Origin of the sequence: Nostoc sp. (assembly GCF_036916975.1) — a bacterium.
GTDB lineage: Bacteria > Cyanobacteriota > Cyanobacteriia > Cyanobacteriales > Nostocaceae > Nostoc.
Map to the genome: position 1 here is coordinate 1 of NZ_JBALFF010000034.1, position 18,095 is coordinate 18,095.

Annotated in this window: 11 protein-coding genes; 7 read left to right on the plus strand and 4 right to left on the minus strand. The window is 41.1% G+C overall.

The window, feature by feature from the left end; genetic code table 11:
- The 4 genes from V7K73_RS06870 to V7K73_RS06885 all read right to left on the minus strand — a co-directional run.
- A partial coding sequence (locus V7K73_RS06870; protein WP_334878373.1) for an AAA-like domain-containing protein occupies nucleotides 1–2,225 on the minus strand: 2,225 nt, incomplete at its 3' end.
- Between the two features lie 427 nt (nucleotides 2,226–2,652).
- The gene (locus V7K73_RS06875) at nucleotides 2,653–4,290 is read right to left on the minus strand and encodes an AAA-like domain-containing protein (RefSeq protein ID WP_334878375.1); all 1,638 of its coding nucleotides are present in this window, start codon (nucleotides 4,288–4,290) and stop codon (nucleotides 2,653–2,655) included.
- Between the two features lie 205 nt (nucleotides 4,291–4,495).
- Complete coding sequence (locus tag V7K73_RS06880) at nucleotides 4,496–5,392, minus strand: serine/threonine protein kinase (RefSeq protein WP_334878377.1); 897 nt, start codon at nucleotides 5,390–5,392, stop codon at nucleotides 4,496–4,498.
- A gap of 310 nt (nucleotides 5,393–5,702) precedes the next feature.
- On the minus strand, nucleotides 5,703–6,596 hold the full coding sequence (locus tag V7K73_RS06885) for an alpha/beta fold hydrolase (RefSeq protein ID WP_334878379.1): 894 nt from the start codon (nucleotides 6,594–6,596) through the stop codon (nucleotides 5,703–5,705).
- Nucleotides 6,597–6,857: 261 nt separating this feature from the next.
- On the opposite strand from V7K73_RS06885, the gene V7K73_RS06890 reads away from it, so the two are divergent.
- The 7 genes from V7K73_RS06890 (at nucleotide 6,858) to V7K73_RS06920 (ending at nucleotide 18,026) form a co-directional block, all read left to right on the plus strand.
- The gene (locus V7K73_RS06890; RefSeq protein ID WP_334878381.1) at nucleotides 6,858–7,598 is read left to right on the plus strand and encodes a Uma2 family endonuclease; all 741 of its coding nucleotides are present in this window, start codon (nucleotides 6,858–6,860) and stop codon (nucleotides 7,596–7,598) included.
- A 419-nt stretch (nucleotides 7,599–8,017) separates the two neighbouring features.
- Nucleotides 8,018–8,797: an MBL fold metallo-hydrolase gene (locus tag V7K73_RS06895; protein ID WP_334878383.1), complete on the plus strand. Its 780-nt coding sequence runs from the start codon at nucleotides 8,018–8,020 to the stop codon at nucleotides 8,795–8,797.
- Nucleotides 8,798–9,081: 284 nt separating this feature from the next.
- Nucleotides 9,082–10,137 carry a metal ABC transporter substrate-binding protein gene (locus V7K73_RS06900; protein ID WP_334878385.1) on the plus strand — a complete coding sequence of 352 codons (1,056 nt, stop codon included), beginning with the start codon at nucleotides 9,082–9,084 and terminating at the stop codon, nucleotides 10,135–10,137.
- Nucleotides 10,138–10,532: 395 nt separating this feature from the next.
- On the plus strand, nucleotides 10,533–11,369 hold the full coding sequence (locus V7K73_RS06905) for a metal ABC transporter ATP-binding protein (protein ID WP_334878387.1): 837 nt from the start codon (nucleotides 10,533–10,535) through the stop codon (nucleotides 11,367–11,369).
- Between the two features lie 138 nt (nucleotides 11,370–11,507).
- Nucleotides 11,508–12,362, plus strand: coding sequence for a metal ABC transporter permease (locus tag V7K73_RS06910; RefSeq protein WP_334878389.1), 855 nt, complete (start codon nucleotides 11,508–11,510; stop codon nucleotides 12,360–12,362).
- Between the two features lie 164 nt (nucleotides 12,363–12,526).
- Nucleotides 12,527–13,444: a histone deacetylase family protein gene (locus V7K73_RS06915; RefSeq protein ID WP_334878391.1), complete on the plus strand. Its 918-nt coding sequence runs from the start codon at nucleotides 12,527–12,529 to the stop codon at nucleotides 13,442–13,444.
- Nucleotides 13,445–13,559: 115 nt separating this feature from the next.
- Nucleotides 13,560–18,026 (plus strand): translation initiation factor IF-2 N-terminal domain-containing protein, encoded by a 4,467-nt coding sequence (locus V7K73_RS06920; protein ID WP_334878393.1) that lies wholly within the window; start codon nucleotides 13,560–13,562, stop codon nucleotides 18,024–18,026.
- The last annotated feature ends 69 nt before the right edge of the window (nucleotides 18,027–18,095 follow it).

The window sequence follows — 18,095 nt, forward strand, 5'->3', positions numbered from 1 at the left end:
TGCCCGTCCGGGCTAAAACTGGCACTTCTGACCCAATCTTCATGCCCCTGAAACTTGGCAATTTCCTTGCCCTGTAAGTCCCACAGCCGCGCTGTCTTGTCAAAAGAGGCGGTGAGGATGCGCTGCCCGTCCGGGCTAAAACTGGCACTTGTGACATAACTTTCATGCCCGGCCATTACTGTAAATCCCTGCACTTTATCCAAAATTGTCTGTAAAGCTAAAACTGGACTAGCCGCCGGGTAAGCTTCTAGTTTTCCCAGATTATGCTTGTCTATTAAACCTTTTAACTCCTTGCCATCTTGCATCGCTGCCAGCAAAGCCCCCAGTTGATTAAACTGAAAGCGGTTAATATTCGCTACTCCTGAGCGTTCCAGTCGCGTCCCGTCTAGGGCAATTTGACGTTCTACCTTTGTCTTTTGCAGGTTATCTTGAGCCTGTTTCACCAGCTTCTCTGCTCGCTGTTGTTCTGTTTTCGCCGTTTCTAACCCCACCAAAGCCTTTCGCTGTTGTTCTTTTGCTTCTTGCTGCTGCTTTTGCGCCTTTCCTACTTGTCCTCGCGCCTGATTTTCCTTGTCTTTGGCTTCTGCTAGCTGTTGCTTTGTTGCAGCTAGGTGTTGGTTAGCAATTTGCTGTTGCTTTTTTAAATTAGCCTTAGCATCAGTTAGATTTTTTTGTGCATCAGTCAGATTTTTATTAGTTTTGACAATTCGCTGATTTGCCGTTGCTAGTTCTTGCTCTTTCTCTTTTTTTGCGTCATCAATTTTATTCAGTTCTTTATTCAGTTCGTTTTTTGTCGAAAATAGTTGTTGATTACTCCTGTTTGCCAATACTCCTAACCCAACCGCAGCAATCAAAGAAACAGACAACAACACCGAAGCAATTAAAACTCTCTGTGTAGCTTTTTGATTAGCTGCTGTTAAAATTTCTTGTTCTTTCTTGGCTAGCTCTAAATTTCTCTTAACTTCTAGCCTTTCCAACTCCTGGCTAGCAGCTAAAAACTGATAGTCCAAATCACTTAAACTTTTACCGACTGCCCATTCTTGAGCATCTTGCAAAGTCTTTCCCCGCAACAAGCGCGATTCATCTTGAAATTTAGACTCAACCCAAGCATTCAATGTATCGGAGTAGGGGCGCAAGTTTGCTAAAATCTTGTCACACCATTCCTGCTTAAACACCTCTATATAAATCCGGTTATAAATTTGCAGCTTTCCGTCTCGCTTCACCACCAAACCCGTCAGCCGCAGTTCGGTTTGTTCAGGACTATCATCAGCTACTATCTCTCCCTGCTGCAAAATCTGCTGATACAACCCCAACAATCGCCCAGTTCTCTGTTCCCCACTCCGCAAAATTCTGTCACGAATCGTTTTCAAATGCTCCGGCTCATCTTGCGTCTCCCAATTTTCAATAATCCCCCTCCTAAGCAAATTCTCCACCCACTCCCCTGCCCCTCTGCCCCCCTGCTCCCCAACCACCAACTTACAAACTTTTTGCGTCAAAAACGGCTGTCCTCCCGTCCAGTCCAGCACCGCCTGCATCAACTCTTGGGCATTACCCACCGCCGCCAAACCCCGCGCCAAAGGTTCCGCCTCGGCAAGTTTAAACCCAGTTAAATCAATTGCTTGCCCAATATTAAAAGGTGTGCGGCGTTTATCTTGAATCAAATCTGAGGGTGTAGATACCCCAATTAAAGCAAAGGTAAGGCGATTATATTCAGGATAGTCTGCTCGTCGGTTATAGCAATCGCGGATAACTGCAAAAAAGTCATCTAAGTTGAATGAAAGACTCAAAATGCTGTCAATTTCATCAATAAAAATAACAATATTTTCCGTAATTAGTTTTAGTAATATTGTTTCAATAAACTTGCTCAAGTGCTGTACTGGTGAAAGTAAAGCGTTATCATTCCACCAAGTATCTAAATCAAAAGTTGTATAAATATTAAAACTTCCCACCAGACTATCAATCACCCCGGCATACCACTGTTCTGGGGTAATATCTGCCGTCCCAATAGCTGTAATATCAACAACAGCACAAGCAAATCCCTTAGTTTCCAGCTGCTGCATTACCTGCACCCGCAAGCTAGATTTCCCCATCTGGCGGGAGTTGAGAACATAACAAAAATGCCCAGCCTTCAAGCCTTCATAGAGGTGTTGGTCAGCTTGCCGTTTGACATAAGTTGGGGCATTTTTATCCAGACTACCACCGAATTGATACTGATACTGGGTCATAAATAATTTAAAATTTAAAATTTAAAATTCAAAATTCAAAATTCAAATTAAGCTAAAACTGTTGTTCTACAGCCGTTTTACCCCACCCTAATCCTCCCCGATGCTTTGGGGAGGGGAGATTGATTGGGAGCATCCCAATTGTTGGCTTAAATCTTTTCCCTCACCCCCAGCCCCTCTCCCAAATATGGGAGAGGGGGGAGACATAATTCTAGTTCCCCGAATCCCAGATGAAGGGATTCGGGGTTAGGGGATGAGGGCAAACACAAGGTTTTTGCACCTGACGGGATGCTCTCGATTGATTTCTAATCTCCCCCCAATACATCGGGAGGATTAAGGGGGGTGATACCTGAATAAGCCGAGGGTTTTGTGTATGTGTCACATTCTTTTTTCAAATTGGTATTATCTATTGCACTCCTGATGTAGTTTTTTAATTTTTAATTCGCAAGCGATCGCAAAAATATTGACGATACAATTCACACAGTGGCACTACTTCATTGCCTTGAAATTTAACTAACCCCATACTGCGGAGTTTAAACGCTTCAGTTGTGCCTACATCCACAGCACGATTTGCCATCATCACCTGTTTAACCGCAGCTAGCAATTCTTTATCCTCTTGCAAATTCAGCCAATGGCGGCGCAGATGGTCACTATAAGGCCCTTCCTCAGTTGCGGCGATTTTTTGCAGATTTTCCAGTGTCATCCTACCACGGGCAATTTCATAAAGGGCTACGCGCACTAAATAAGGATGGCCACCCACTAGTGTGATTAATTCTTTAATTTGTGAGTCAGACCAATTGAGTCCGTGACGCTCTACCAAGTTTTGCACTTGTACTTGATTTAAGTCTGGCAAATCAATGGGTAAGCCAACATTAAAAGGCGACTGATTAATATTGAGCGGGATATAAACTTCCTTAGAATGCACAATTACCAACCGGAGATTTTTCCAAACTGTCTCATTCTTTGACCGCTCATGCCAAGCTCGTAGTAATCCAAAAAAATCAGCAGCAATTATGGGATGCTTGAAGACTTCATCGACTTCATCCAAACCCATAGCTACGGGGGTGTTAATCGCGGGTAATAAATACCGTTGAAAGTAATTTGTACATTTATTCTTGCTACCTAAAACACCTTTCCAATACTCATCTAATTTATTGGGTAGATTCAGTTCGTAAGTAATGCTGGCGCAGAACCACTGCAAAAACTGATCTAAATTACTAAGAAATTCTGCATCGGCTGACTGGAAATTTACAGATGCTATCTGATAGTTCTTTTGACTAGCATGATGGAGAACCCGCGACATCAGCGAAGTTTTGCCCATTTGCCGGGGGGCTTTGATGCGAATTAAGGCCCCTGATTGAAGAATCGCTTCATAACAGTCTACCTCAATAGGCGATCGCTCGACATAAAAAGCAGAGTTTAGAGATACCTGCCCTTCGGGATTTTCTAAGGAGATTTCTGGTTTTGTCTCAGTATATGCAACAGGTTCGCTAGCAGTCAAAGCAACTTGGGGATTGTTCCGACTTTTCAGCACTGGGGTGGAAGACTCGGGAATATTTTCTAAGTCAATCGCGCTACAGCCAAACTCATAAGCATCTTCATAAGACCTATCAGCGCCCAGTGCATCATAAAAGCCTACCGCAAATTTAATTGCGGCCCTGTCCCCAATTTCCTGATTCATCCCAACTACGCAGTTAATATGTTGATAAATTGCCTCAGCTTGCACCTCGCTATAACAGGCATTTAATAATACACACTCAACCTCTTGAAATAACTTAAATAGCCTTGCCAGTGACTCGGTACTCACCAGCTGCATTTGCCCTGTATCATTTTCCAACACTAAACCTTGATTTCCAGTACCATGCCCGGAAAAATGGATAATATGAGGATTGTTATCTAAAAGCGCCCGTCGCAAATCGTCAGGACGCACTGCCCATTTAGTAATAAGTTCAAACTTATCTCGGCTGCGAGAGCGTTGCAACCCTTCCTGAATTTCCCTAACTTCCTCGTCCAAGCGTAGTTTATCCGTCGTCGTGGGATTAGCTGACACAATCAGGATTTTTTTCACAGCGCTATCAACTATTGAATGCAGCCTTCTGGCTTAGATGTAGTTTACTACAGCAAGTAACTAGACAATTACTGATAGCGCATTCCCGTAAATGAGTTTTTAATGCTCGCCGATGAGTCTTTGATAAGTACAGTCGGCGCAAATAATCATCACTGGTTTGTAGTTGCGCTTTAGCGCATCTTTATCCGGATGCGCTAAAGCGCAACTACGAGCCAAATACTGTCCTGATGAAATTATCTATCCCAGTGGCACTACCAACAACCTCAATTCGCCCAAGTGCTTTTAAAGCAACAGCTGCATTAGGATAACGGCGTTTCCGGTTGCGTTCCACCATTTTCATCAACCAAGACCGAAAACACGGACTGATTTGAGGAACTAATTCCTGAAAATTAAAGCGATAGTTATCATCAATTAATTTCCCAATCTCAACAGAACGGGTATTAGTAAGTAAGCAAATCAGGGTTGCTCCTAAACTATATAAATCTGATGCCTCAGTCAGGGAATGACCAAACTGTTCCTCTGGTGGCATAAAACCTAGTGTTCCTGCTACAAAGCTGCTCAGAGCTACTTTTGCACCTTGTATCCTAGCCAAACCAAAATCAACCAGATAAGCATTTAGTTGCTCATCAACCAAAATATTCTCTGGTTTAATATCTCGATGAATAATTGGCGGAATTTGCTTTTGTAGATAAACCAAAATCTCTAAAATTGACAGAGCAATAAGCTTAATTTCTTCTGGATTAAAGCTACTGGTTAAACCTAAAGATGGGGCATTTTTATATTCCTGCACCAGATAAAAAGCCCCTGGCATTTCAAACGAATCTACATAGCGAGGGATGCGAGAATGATTTAGTTGCTGCAAAATTTCGATTTCGCGCTGATATGCTTTCACACCTGATAAATCAGCATCGGCATTAGCAAAACAAAACTCTTTAATCACCACTTGTTGCTGAGAGTTGAAGACATTACCTAAGTAAGTAATGCGTCCCCCTTCTCGGTTGCGTCCTAGTTCGCTGATAACTTGATAGCCTTTTTTAGAAAAATCTGGATGGTGATTTAAGGGAATTGCCCTTTTATGTCCATTACGCACATCAAGCTCCATTACAAACCATACGAGTTTGATTCTGTCAAGGTGCAATTAGAAAGATTTTGCTCCACCCACGAAATTTTAGATTTTAAATTTTGGATAATGGAATTGAAAGATTTAAAAGCGTTCGATTGAATGCTTACGCCGAAGTCCAAAATTTAAAAAGGTCTGAGAGCAAGCGAACTTAAACGCGAAAATAAATCTAAAATCCAAAATCCAAAATCCAAAATTGACTCACCCAGATTGTTAGCCCCATTTATATCTTGCATAGGCCAAGACGCATCGTTAGAAAGTGTGTTTGCATTTGCGTCTTGGCGCGAAATTCTTAACTTTGCGCTAGCCAATCGACAATCTGGGCATTAACAATATCTGGAACTTCATCGTGGGGACAATGACCGGCATTAGGAATGGGAACAATTTTGATTTCTTTACCATTCTGACGCGCCTCTTCGTAAATCTTTGCCCCGGTAATTGGTGTCCAAGGATCGTCAGCACCCCAAATTACTAATAGAGGACGTTCTACTTTGGGCAAAAGTTCCTCTGGACTTGGCCCAGGAGGCGCTGTGAGAATGGAGGCGAAGACTTGTTGCGCTCCTGGGTCGCAAGAGGGAGTATAAAGTAAATCGACTAATTCATCGGTGACGGCTTCACGGTTTTTGTAAACTTGGTAGAGGGTGCGGCGAATTTGGGCTTTTTGACGAATGCGGTTATAGACAAATTTACCTGTAATTGGCGATCGCACAAACCGATTAAAAGCTGCCATCACAACCCGTAGTGGTGGGTTCAGTTCGTGGGGACGATGACTCAAGCCACCCGCAGAGTTAATTAAAATACCGCCAGCAGCAATTTCTGGATGTTCTACCAGTACAATTAAGCTCAAAAGTGCGCCGATGGAGTTGCCAATAAATACAGCAGGTTCGTGTATATGCGCTGTGCAAAAATCTTTCAGCAGTTCCACCCAAACTTCCACACTGTAATCAATGGTTGCTTTATCGGAACCGCCAAAACCTAAAAGGTCTATGGCAAATACCTGGTAGCCAGCATTAGCTAAAACTGAAATATTTTTGCGCCAGTGGCCAATCGAAGCACCGAAGCCGTGAACCAGTACCAAAGGGCGTCCTGTACCCATGACAGTATACTGAATTTTGTAACCCTGCCAAGTCCAAATAAATTTTTCAAAGGCATCTTGAGTTGCAAGCGGCTGTGTAGTTACAGTCATTATGAAGATTAATAAAGTCTTTCTTAAATATATTAATGTTCTCTGACCTAAAATGAAGTCTGAACAAAATGCTATTTTTAAACCAGTCCCAGTTGAGTTAAAGTCTTTGCCCTAAGTAGATAGTCGTAATTAAGTATAAGAGCAAACCTCACCCTCCATCCGGCTTCCCTCTCCTTAATAAGGAGAGGGATTGAGGGTGAGGTTTTATATTTAATTTGACTCACTTACTTGTAACTTATTTTGAATTGGAGGGAAGCGACGATGACCCTTTTTGGTAACCAACTAAAGACCGAAATTATCTACCCCAGTTCTGATGGTAAACCAATGGCGGAGAGCGACCCAGCACGAGATTATCTAATTTATGCTGTAGATGCCTTAGACATTTATTTTCAAGACCGAAATGATGTCTACGTATCAGGGAATCTATTTGTTTACTACAAAAAGGGCATTCCTAGTGCTGTGGTTGCTCCTGATGTCTTTGTGGTATTTGAGGTAGACAAGAAAAAGCGCGTCAGCTACAAGGTTTGGCAAGAAGGGGGTAAAGTCCCTAATTTTATTTTGGAAATTACTTCTGCAAGCACCCAAGAAAATGATGAAGAGGATAAACCCACAAAATATTCACTTTTAGGTGTGCAAGAGTATTTTCAGTATGACCCAACCGGAGATTACCTCAACCCACGACTAAAGGGTTCCTATTTATTTGAGGGCAAATATCAACCCATTACATCCAACTTTTTACCCGATGGTGTCTTCTCTATTCACAGTGAAGTATTGGGTTTAGACCTCAGATTGATTGACGGAGAACTGCGGTTTTTTCACCCCCAAACTGGCAGAAAACTGTTAAGTCATAAAGAAACAGAACAAGCGCGACAAGAAGCAGAACAAGCGCGACAAGATGCAATACCTAGATTATTGGAGTTAGGCTTGAGTGTAGAACAGATTGCCAGTACTCTTAGTTTATCGTTGGATCAGGTGAGACGGTTTGATTTAGAGGATGAATGAACAAGTTTTGGGCGAATAAAATTCGCTACTACACAAACGAAGTCCACCTGCGTGGACTAATACAAAATCAACGGTTTTTAACCTGCGGAGGCAGGTTTTGTCTGTGTAGCCACGGTTTCTAACCGCCAAGGCTAGTAATAAATTAGACTTGTTCATTCAACCTCTTAGAGTGATAGGTAAAAATTAAGTAGGTAGGCGTAATTAAATATAAGAAAAAACCTCACCCTGCCTCCGGCTTCCCTCTCCAAAATATCGGAGAGGGATTGAGGGTGAGGTTTTATATTTGATTTGACCCACTTACTTACTACAATTAAAAAAATTATGATTACTCTGTGGTGAGAACGCAGTAGTAACTTCAATCCCTGCAATAAAGCTGACACCGTTGATAATGAAGATAGGCGTTATCTTCATAAAATTTTATGTTCTTAACTTGGTTAGACAGCAACTCTTGGCTGCTGGAAATCGGCAAAAAACGAATACTAATTGACCCTTGGCTGGTTGGTTCGTTAATTTTCAGCAATTTGGATTGGTTATTTAAAGGCTCGCGATCGCAAAATCGCCCAATACCAGATAACATTGATCTGATTCTGCTGTCTCAAGGTTTAGAAGACCACGCTCATCCACCAACGCTTAAATTACTCGATCGCAGTATCAAAGTTGTAGCTTCTCCCAATGCGGCCAAGGTTGTACAGCAGTTAGGTTACACCCAAGTAACGGTATTGGCTCATGGGGAAACTTTCACTTTAAATAATCAAGTTGAAATTAAGGCTTTTCCTGGCTCTCCAATTGGCCCGACTCTGGTAGAAAATAGTTATCTCCTCAAAGAATTGGAGAGTGCTTTAACTGTATACTACGAGCCTCATGGGCATCATTCCCCAGAACTTAAGCAAGCTGCACCTATCGATGTAGTGATTACACCGTTTATTGATATGACATTACCTTTGCTTGGGTCGATTATTAAAGGGCAAAATAGTGCTTTGGAAGTAGTAAAGTTGTTACAGCCTCAAGTAATATTACCGACTGCGGCTGGTGGTGATGTGGACTTTGAGGGATTGCTAATGAAATTCATTCAGACTAAAGGAACTGCTGAAGAATTTCGTTCGTTAGTTGAGAAAAACAATCTTTCGACGCGGGTGCTTGAGCCAAAACCAGGCGATCGCTTTGAACTACCATTAGAAAAACGAGCATTAGCAATCTAAATCAAAATCTGAAAAGCTCACGTATCAACGCGCAGCAACTACTCTTACAGAACGCCTCAAAGCAATCGGTAGGGTAGACGCAAAGATACAAACAACAATTCATCCTTCAATTCAGCAATGCGGATAATTGCTATCTCCCCGACTCCCCCAGTATTACTTAAGTAGGATATTAGGTAAAAAAAATCTCAAAATCAACCGAAAATACCCTGAGGGGGCATTGCTTTTTAATAATCGGAAAAGGTCTAATCAAAGATTGATTCTTTAATTTAGAAGGCTTGAATCTAATGAAGACCCTTTTTGGATTGCTATTTGTACTGAGCTTCATGGTAGTAGCTTGCAGTCCCTCTCAGGATAAAACGGTGTCTTCTAATCCCGAAGTAACCAGCACTGCGGTTCAAGCAGGAGAGCAAAAGACACAGAATAAGCTTTTAGTTGTAACGACAGTTGCTCCTTTAACGAATATTGTAAGTAACATTGCAGGCGATCGCTTAAAAGTTAAGGGCATTATTCCAGAGGGAACCGACTCCCATACCTTTGAGCCTCGTCCCAGTGATGCCGATATACTATCCAAAGCTAATCTGATCATCGCCAATGGGTTACATTTGGAATCCCCGACAGAAAAACTAGCTAAAGCTTCAATTCCTAAAGAAACTAAAATCTTTGAACTAGGTAGTAATACCATTACCCAAGACCAATGGCTTTTCGACTTCAGCTTTCCTAAAGAAAAGGGCGATCCCAATCCTCATCTGTGGGTAAACCCCAAGTATGCTGAGGCTTACGCCAAACTAGCCGCCCAGCAGTTAGCCACCTTAGATCCTGCTGGCAAAGACTACTACGCGACTAATCTGAAAAATTATTTACAACGTCTGGATGCCCTAGACAAAGCAACACGAGAAATCGTCGCCAGTATTCCTGCCAAAAATCGTAAACTTTTGACCTATCATGATTCTTGGGCGTATTGGGCTAGAGAGTATGGTTTTCAAGTAATTGGTGCAATTCAACCTTCAGATTTTAAGGAACCATCCGCTCAAGATGTCGCAAAGCTAATTGACCAAATTCGGAAAGTAGGCGTTCCAGCCATTTTTGGTTCTGAAGTCTACCCCAGCAAGGTAGAAGAACAAATTGCCCGCGAAGCAAAGGTAAAAACAGGCAACACTGCCGATGATGAATTACCAGGTAAAGGTTCAGCTAATGCAATGGAAAATACCAATCCTGAGCATACTTATATTGGCATGATGGCTAACAATATGCGGATTATCGCTTCTAATTTGGGAGGAAATCCTGATTTGGTGAAGAATTTAAACACTGCAAATGTTGTTGGACCAACAGCAACCAAGTAGGATAAACAAAATAAATACAGCAAAATTCAGGAATAAAACACGCTTGATACCTAGCCTAACGGGAGCATCCCAAATGTGCAAAAACCTTGATAGCCCTCATCCCCTAACCCCTTCTCCCATCTTTGGGATTCGGGGAACTAGAATTATGTCTCCCCTCTCCCACCTGAAGGGAGAGGGGCTGGGGGTGAGGGAAATGGGATGCTCCCAGCTAACAGACTTAACTTATTTATGTACAACACCCAACTTGAAATCTGCTATAAGTAGAGCGGCGTAAATAATTAAAGGTTCGCAATCAGGACTAAAGCCTCAAATAAAGACTAAAGTCTTGACTACGAACTAATTTCACTATTTTTTAGATTACTTAACTTACTTTGCTTTATTCTCGTCTAGTTCCTATGCAACCAATACTTGAAGTTAGAAATTTAACCTGTGGTTATCAAACGCAGGCAGTGTTTACCGATGTTAATTTGACGCTTTACCCTGGCCAACTTACTGGCTTGGTGGGGCCTTCTGGTAGTGGTAAAAGCACTTTAATCAGAGCGATTTTAGGACTAGTTCAGCCTTGGGCTGGAGAGATTTGGTTTCGAGGAAGGCGTTTAAAGCCAGGAGTAGCACCGTCTTTGGTTGGCTATGTGCCGCAGGTAGAAACGGTGGATTGGACTTTTCCAGTTACGGCATTGGAAGTGGTGATGATGGGGCGTTACCAAAAGCAAAACATGTTGCCTTGGTCTTCGCGGCGCGATCGCCAAGTTGCAAGAGAACTCCTAGAGCGCGTTGGAGTTGCCCATGTTGCCCATCAACCTATCGGTAGTCTATCTGGTGGACAACAGCAAAGGGTTTTTATTGCCCGTGCTTTAGTAGGAGAACCAGAAATAGTCCTTTTAGATGAACCTACCAGCAGTTCAGACTTGCACGTTCAACACGAACTATTGCACCTATTGGCTGATTTGAATCAACAGGGCTTGACAATTATTCTCTCCACCCATGACCTAAACTCGGTAGCAACTCATCTACCTTGGGTAGTATGTTTCAACCACGGTTTAATTTGTCAAGGTCAACCTATTGATGTCTTCACTACCGCAAATCTTGAGCATACTTTTGGTGGAGAAATGGTAGTTTTCCACCAACAAGACCGAATTTTGATTGCTAGTGGCGGTACATCTCTACGCCATCAAATGCAAGATAACTTGCCCCAAATACTGCGTCCCTCCAACTCGTCGAAATCTGCTTAAGGGACTTCCAAATAAAAAAATACCCAAAAAACTGGCGAAAAAACTTTCTTCTCCTCATTCCTCTGTGTTCTCTGTGCCTCTGTGGTTCGTTTATTTGAGTAATTTATTTCTTGGAAGTCCCTAATCTAAATACAGTATATGGATCTTTTACTAGCACCCTTTCGCTACGAATTTTTTAGCCGTGCAATTTTAGTAGGCATGATGGCGGGGCTATTATGCGGCATTATGGGAGTTTATATTACAACTCGCAGAATGAGTTACATTGCCCACGGTTTATCTCATGCGATTTTAGGGGGAGCCGTGCTGAGTTATGTACTGGGCTTAAATTTTTACATTGGCTCTGGAATTTGGGGTTTTGCAGCTGCTCTATTAATTCAATATTTGACGGGACGCAAAATTTACTCAGATGCAGCTATTGGGATTGTGACAACTGCTAGCTTTGCTTTAGGAGTAGCTGTGATCAGTAGCTATCGCAAATTTAGCCAAAACTTTGAAGCTGCTTTGTTTGGTAATGTGTTGGGGGTTTCCCCTAATGATTTGTGGGTGGTGACTGGTGTAACGATTGTCTTACTCAGCCTGGTTTTCTTGTTTTATCGCCCCTTGCTATTTTGGTGTTTTGACCGAGAAGTTGCTCAGGTTCATGGCGTACCTGTTTTTGGAATGGATACTTTGTTTGCTTTGATGTTAGCGACTTTACTAGTGGCGACACTGAATGTATTGGGGGTAACTCTAATTATTTCAGCAGTAGTGATTCCAGCATCAATTGCGCGATTAGTAAGCGATCGCTTTGGTTATCTGATGATTATTTCCGGGATTTTAGGGACTGCGATTTCCTTTGTGGGTATCTACCTCAGCTACTACCTCGACATTGCCTCTGGAGCTAGTGTAGTGCTACTCTCAACCGCTATATTTGCCTGTGTGCTGCTCACCAAGAATCTGCAAGGACGATATAAACGCCGTCTCCCTCCCCTTGCGACAAAACACCTTTCTTAGGAAAGTGGATTAAAGGACATGATAAGCTAATCGGCATTTAAGTTGCATAATCACGGCGGGCAAATCGCCCCACTCCACAAGATATTGATAAAATTTTGATATGCAAATTAGATGTATTTTAGCTTATTAGTTGTCGGATCAGCTGCTTGAGATTTTCTTTCCTTATGGAATTGCCAATTATTTACCACCCAGATTACGTTGCGCCGCTACCTGAAGGACATCGTTTTCCGATGTCTAAATTTCGACAACTCTACGAATTGCTGTTAGCTGATGGTGTAGCAAATCAAGAACAATTTCACACCCCCGAACGTCCGCCGTTAGAGTTGATAGAATTAGCTCACACCCCAAACTACGTTAAAGCTTATTGTGAAGGAACCCTAGATACCAAAGCACAGCGTCGCATTGGTTTGCCTTGGAGTCCAGCATTAGCAAATCGTACTTGTGTAGCGGTAGGTGGTACAATACTTACTGCTAAACTGGCACTAAGTCAAGGTTTAGCTTGTAATACGGCTGGTGGAACTCATCATGCCTTTCCCAGTTATGGATCTGGTTTTTGTATTTTCAACGATTTAGCGATCGCCTGTCGCGTTTTACAAAAATTCCGACTTGTCGAAAAAATCCTGATTGTAGATTTGGATGTGCATCAAGGAGACGGCACCGCTTTTATTTTCCAAGAAGACGACAGCGTTTTTACTTTTTCTATGCACTGCGAAGTCAATTTCCCCGGTACTAAACAAAACAGCGATTTGGATGTTCCTTTGCCGGTGGGAATGGAAGATGATGCTTATTTACAAACTTTAGCGAATTACCTATCAGATTTATTATCTAAAGTCAAGCCAGATTTAGTATTTTATGATGCAGGTGTTGACCCTCATATAGGCGATCGCTTAGGCAAATTAGCCCTAACCGATGCTGGCATTTTTCGCCGGGAAATGCAGGTTTTAAGCACCTGTATCAGTAGCGGTTATCCCGTCGCCTGCGTCATTGGCGGCGGTTATGCTGATGATATGAAATCCTTAGTTTGGCGACACTCCCTACTGCATCGCGCCGCCAGCGAAGTTTACCAGCAATACAAACTATAGTCATATTTAATCCTAACGAATAATACTAAAATAAACTTTGCGCTCCTCTGCGCTTCCCTCCGCGCACCTTTGCGTTTAAATCTAAACCTTATTTTGTCAGCAAAGGCAGTACTGGATGAACAACGGCAAACTCAGAATCTACGAACTAGCAAAAGAACTAAATTTAGATAGCAAGAAGCTATTATTAATTTGCGAAAAGCTCAAAGTTGCAGTCAAAAGCCATACCAGTACAATCTCCGAATCTGACGTAGAGCGTATTCGTCTAGCAGTAAATAAACTAACAGCAAAATCCTCAAAAACTAACTCCGAAGATTGGGGCTATATGTTTATAGCTTCAGCAATTGATAGTTTTATCCGCCATCTTGAAAGTGAAGCTGCCCTGAAATCATATCCTGAATTTAGGGAACGGCGCGATCGCGTCAATGAGTTAATGTTGGAATGTGTCGGGAAAAAACCTTCTCTATTTTATGTACGTCGCAAAAGTCCAGGAAAAGAAGCAAGAGAAGAAATTTGGGATTTAACAATAGCAACAGACTCCGATATTCCATTACCCGCAAGACTTGAGAACCTTAAAAAAACATTAGGATTTAGAGCAGCTGTACCAAAAGATGGACGCGGCGGTATAAAAATACTTTCGGCTCAGTTGCTCCATCCATCACAGGGACAGGCTGATAGTTATGCTGTACCTTGTCGCTTACGTTTGCTATCTAATCATCAGCATCATCTCGACATTCCACCCGCAACATTGAAACGCATCGCAGCCGCGCCAATGGGTGGTGAGCATGTGCCTACAGAAGATCAGCTTAAAGCCTGGAAAGCGTTTTTGCAAATTGAAGAAAAAATTGCGAAAGCACGTCAATTTTGCGTGCGTTATGTAAATCACAACTATAACTTCAAAAGGCAGATCAGTTTTGAAATTGATGTCGCCTCAGCCACCCTAGACGGCTTTTATCAAAATTCCCTCGAAGTAGAAAACTTTTGGGAACGAGCAAGACGTACAAAAAACGAAGATTTAAAGCTTTTTGAAACTGCTCCCGTCGGCAAAAATTGGATTAGCGGTCGTCAATTAGGGACAGTTGAAGAAGTTAATCCCAACCGTTGTATTATTAGTCTCAGACTAGACCGCGATTTAGCTGAATTTATGGCAACAGAGCGTTATAAGTTGCCAGATACCGGATTTTTGTGTTTTGAAGCAGTTGGTGATATTCAGCAGATTCAGCGCAAGAAAAAAGCTTTAGATGATTTAAATAATGGTTATACCCAAAATCCCTATTTGGGTAACTTTTTATTCGATGCTTCCCAAGCTAGACAAATCAAAACAACTATCGAACTTAAACCACAAGATTTGTTATTATCTTCCGCTAATCCTGGTCAGAAAGCAGCAGTAGAAAAGGTACTTGCTGCTAAGGATCTTGTTCTCATTCAAGGGCCACCAGGGACTGGTAAAACTACCGTAATTGCCGAGATTTGCTATCAAATAGCCCTTCGGGGTGGACGAACTCTAATTGCATCTCAAGCGAATTTAGCAGTAGATAACGCCCTGAGTCGATTAGTTCATAACCCCGTAATTCGCGCTGTACGAAAAGGTAGAGCCGAGAAAGTTGGGGAGGAAGGACAGCCATTTTTAGAAGACCAAGTGATTGGCAAATGGCTAGAAAATACAGCAAATGACTGCGAAAAGAATCTGACTCAACGGCTCGAAAATATCCAAATTTTCAGTCAATTACTCGCATCATCACAAAAATTTACAGCCTATTTCCAAGTAGAGGAAGAATTTAATCAGCAACAAATTAAATTCAATAAAAATAAGTTAAAAGTAGAAAGCGACTTTAACAATCAAGAAAAATCTTACAATGAAACCGTAGAAAAACAAAATGAGGTTGAATCCCTAATTGCAAGACTGGAAAATATATTAAATACTGCATCTAATATAAACTGGGAAGCTCCAGAAGTTACAAATTTTTTGCCGCTTCTTAAGCCATACACAGAAGGTAACAGTTTAGTAGAAGAATTTTTAGCAAACGTTCGTCAAACTATAAAATATACTGATGAACTTGGCTTTGTCCGTCCAGCCCTTGGTGCTTTTGGTTTAGCGGGTTGGTTACGTGAAACCGTCGCCAGAGAAATTTCTGGATTTAAAACAGCTTTGACTTCTGCTCAAGATATAAGTAAAGCGATCTTAGAAGTTGCAGCATCAGTTGAGGTTGTTAAACAGAATTTCGCCTCGTTAAATCAGCTACAACCAGATTATCAAAAATATCTTGCCAAACTGCAAAACATCCAACAAACAATCCAGATATGGGAAAACCGCAAACGCGAAATAGATTATATTATCTCAGCAGTTAAGGAATGGAAATCTACAGCCCCTTCTCATCTCTATCAAACTTTGAAAGATTGTCAGCAATCAGGTTTACCACTCACAGAAAATTTAGTAGACTTACCATTAGGTTTGTTGATGTTTGCTAATACATTAAAATTACCAATAGTACCAAAAGTTTACAAAATTAACCTGCCAGAATGGGAGCTATTGACAAAAGCGATCGCTTATGAAATAGACGGGGCTTTTACTGACAGACGGGGGAAACAGCATAATTTTAGTTATTTTTTACAACAAAATTTTAGTCAAATTCCAATGGTACTATCAAAGAGCGATCGCACCCAATGGCAAGAAACCTCTCAACAGTTCAATAATTATCAGCTACTCAACCCCAAACAGCGAAAATTACTAGTTGAAAATACCCAGGCTTTTTTAATTAGAATGCAACGGACTTATGGCGCATCGTGGGAATGGAATAACATCCACTCTACTCTCACCCAGATTACACAAGAATTGCTAGATACTATTCTTATAAATGCCCGTCAATGCGTTTTAAAAGTCAAAACAGAAACCGATCAACAGCTTCACTATCTGCAACACCAATTAAATGAACTTCAGAAAAATGAAATCAGCCAACAGCAAATATCCATTACTCAAGCTGAAGCCGAAAAAGCACAGCAAGACGCTAATTTGCAACTTGGAAGAGTTATTAATATTTTAGAAGAACTTAACCAACAAAATATACCTGCTCACTTACGCCTTCTAACTGAAAAATATCTCGCAACACAATCAAATATTTGGGAGCAGCCACAAGAGTTTTCAAATCAAGTTAATGATTATGTAACTTGTATCAGTCAACTTGAAACCTTAATTTCATTATTAGAACCTGTTGCTGTGTTGGAGATAATTAGAACCTCTCTTAATGAGCATTTATCAAAGCTACAACAAGAAACTCAAACTTCTCTACAGCAGCTTCAAAAACTCCAAATTAGCCTACGTGAAATAGAACAAAAATTACAACCACAGCCATCATTAAGTTTAAGACAAGAAAGAAACTGGTGGTTGACAGCATGGCAAAGAATACCGGATAAATTTAAACCAGAAAAATTTGCTAATGACTTGTATAATATAGAGTTATTGCGTGGCATAAATATTAGTTTTGAATCTTGGCAACAGCAACTACAAAAAGATGAAATTTATATCAATAAATATCAAACTTTTGTACAAGATTGGATTGAAAAATTAAGACAGCCAAATGAGCACGATCGCAACGATTTAAGGCGCATATATTTAGATAATGCCAACGTCGTCGGTATCACCTGTGTTCAAGCTGCAAATAGAGGTTTTTCTGAAGAATTCAAATCTTTTGATGTTGTGATTATTGATGAAGTTAGTAAGTGTACTCCACCAGAGCTACTAATCCCAGCATTAAAAGGTAAAAAGTTAGTGATGGTAGGCGATCATCGGCAATTACCGCCCATGCTTGATACTAGCACTTTAGAAGAAGTTGCTCAAACAATTGGCAACACACGAAATGAACTACAATTCTTAGAAGAATCACTATTTAAAAGTCAGTTTGAATCTGCTGATGAAAGCATCAAACAGATGCTAACTACACAATACCGAATGCATCCATTTATTATGGGAGCAATCAATCAGTTTTATGATGGTAAATTAGAGTCTGGTATTTTGGAGCCGGATACAAAACGCGCACATCATCTTGCAGGCGAAATCATCCAAGAATCTCAGCATCTTATTTGGGTGAAAACGCCTATAGAGAATCAGTTTTTAGAGCAAAGAAATGGAACTTCTTACTTTAATACTCAAGAAATTGATGCGATTGAACTTTTGTGTCAGCAATTCGAGACTACTTGGGCTTCTAAAGTTGCTAATGGTGAACCGAAAAAAGAAATTGCCGTAATTACATTTTATGGCGCTCAATTAAGAAAAATTGATGAGCGCCTGCAATCTGAACTTTTCCCTTCATTAGAAATTCGTACAGGTACAGTAGACCGATTTCAAGGTATGGAAAGACCTGTTGTAATTGTCAGTATGGTTCGCAACAATAGCAAAGGAGATGTGGGATTTGCGAAGAAGCCAGAACGGGTAAATGTTGCATTTTCTCGCGCTCAAGAACTCTTGATAATTGTGGGTTGTCATAATTTGTTTACCCATCAATCAGGTAAAGTCGGAAGTATGTATTCTGAAGTTTCAAATATTGTCAGTCTTCATGGAGGTTTCGTTGATGTTTCTCGAATCATTTGAAAAGTGGTTTTGTTGTTAATTAAAGGTTTAGGTGAGAAAAAGTAATTTTTAAGCTCCTAGAAAGAAGTT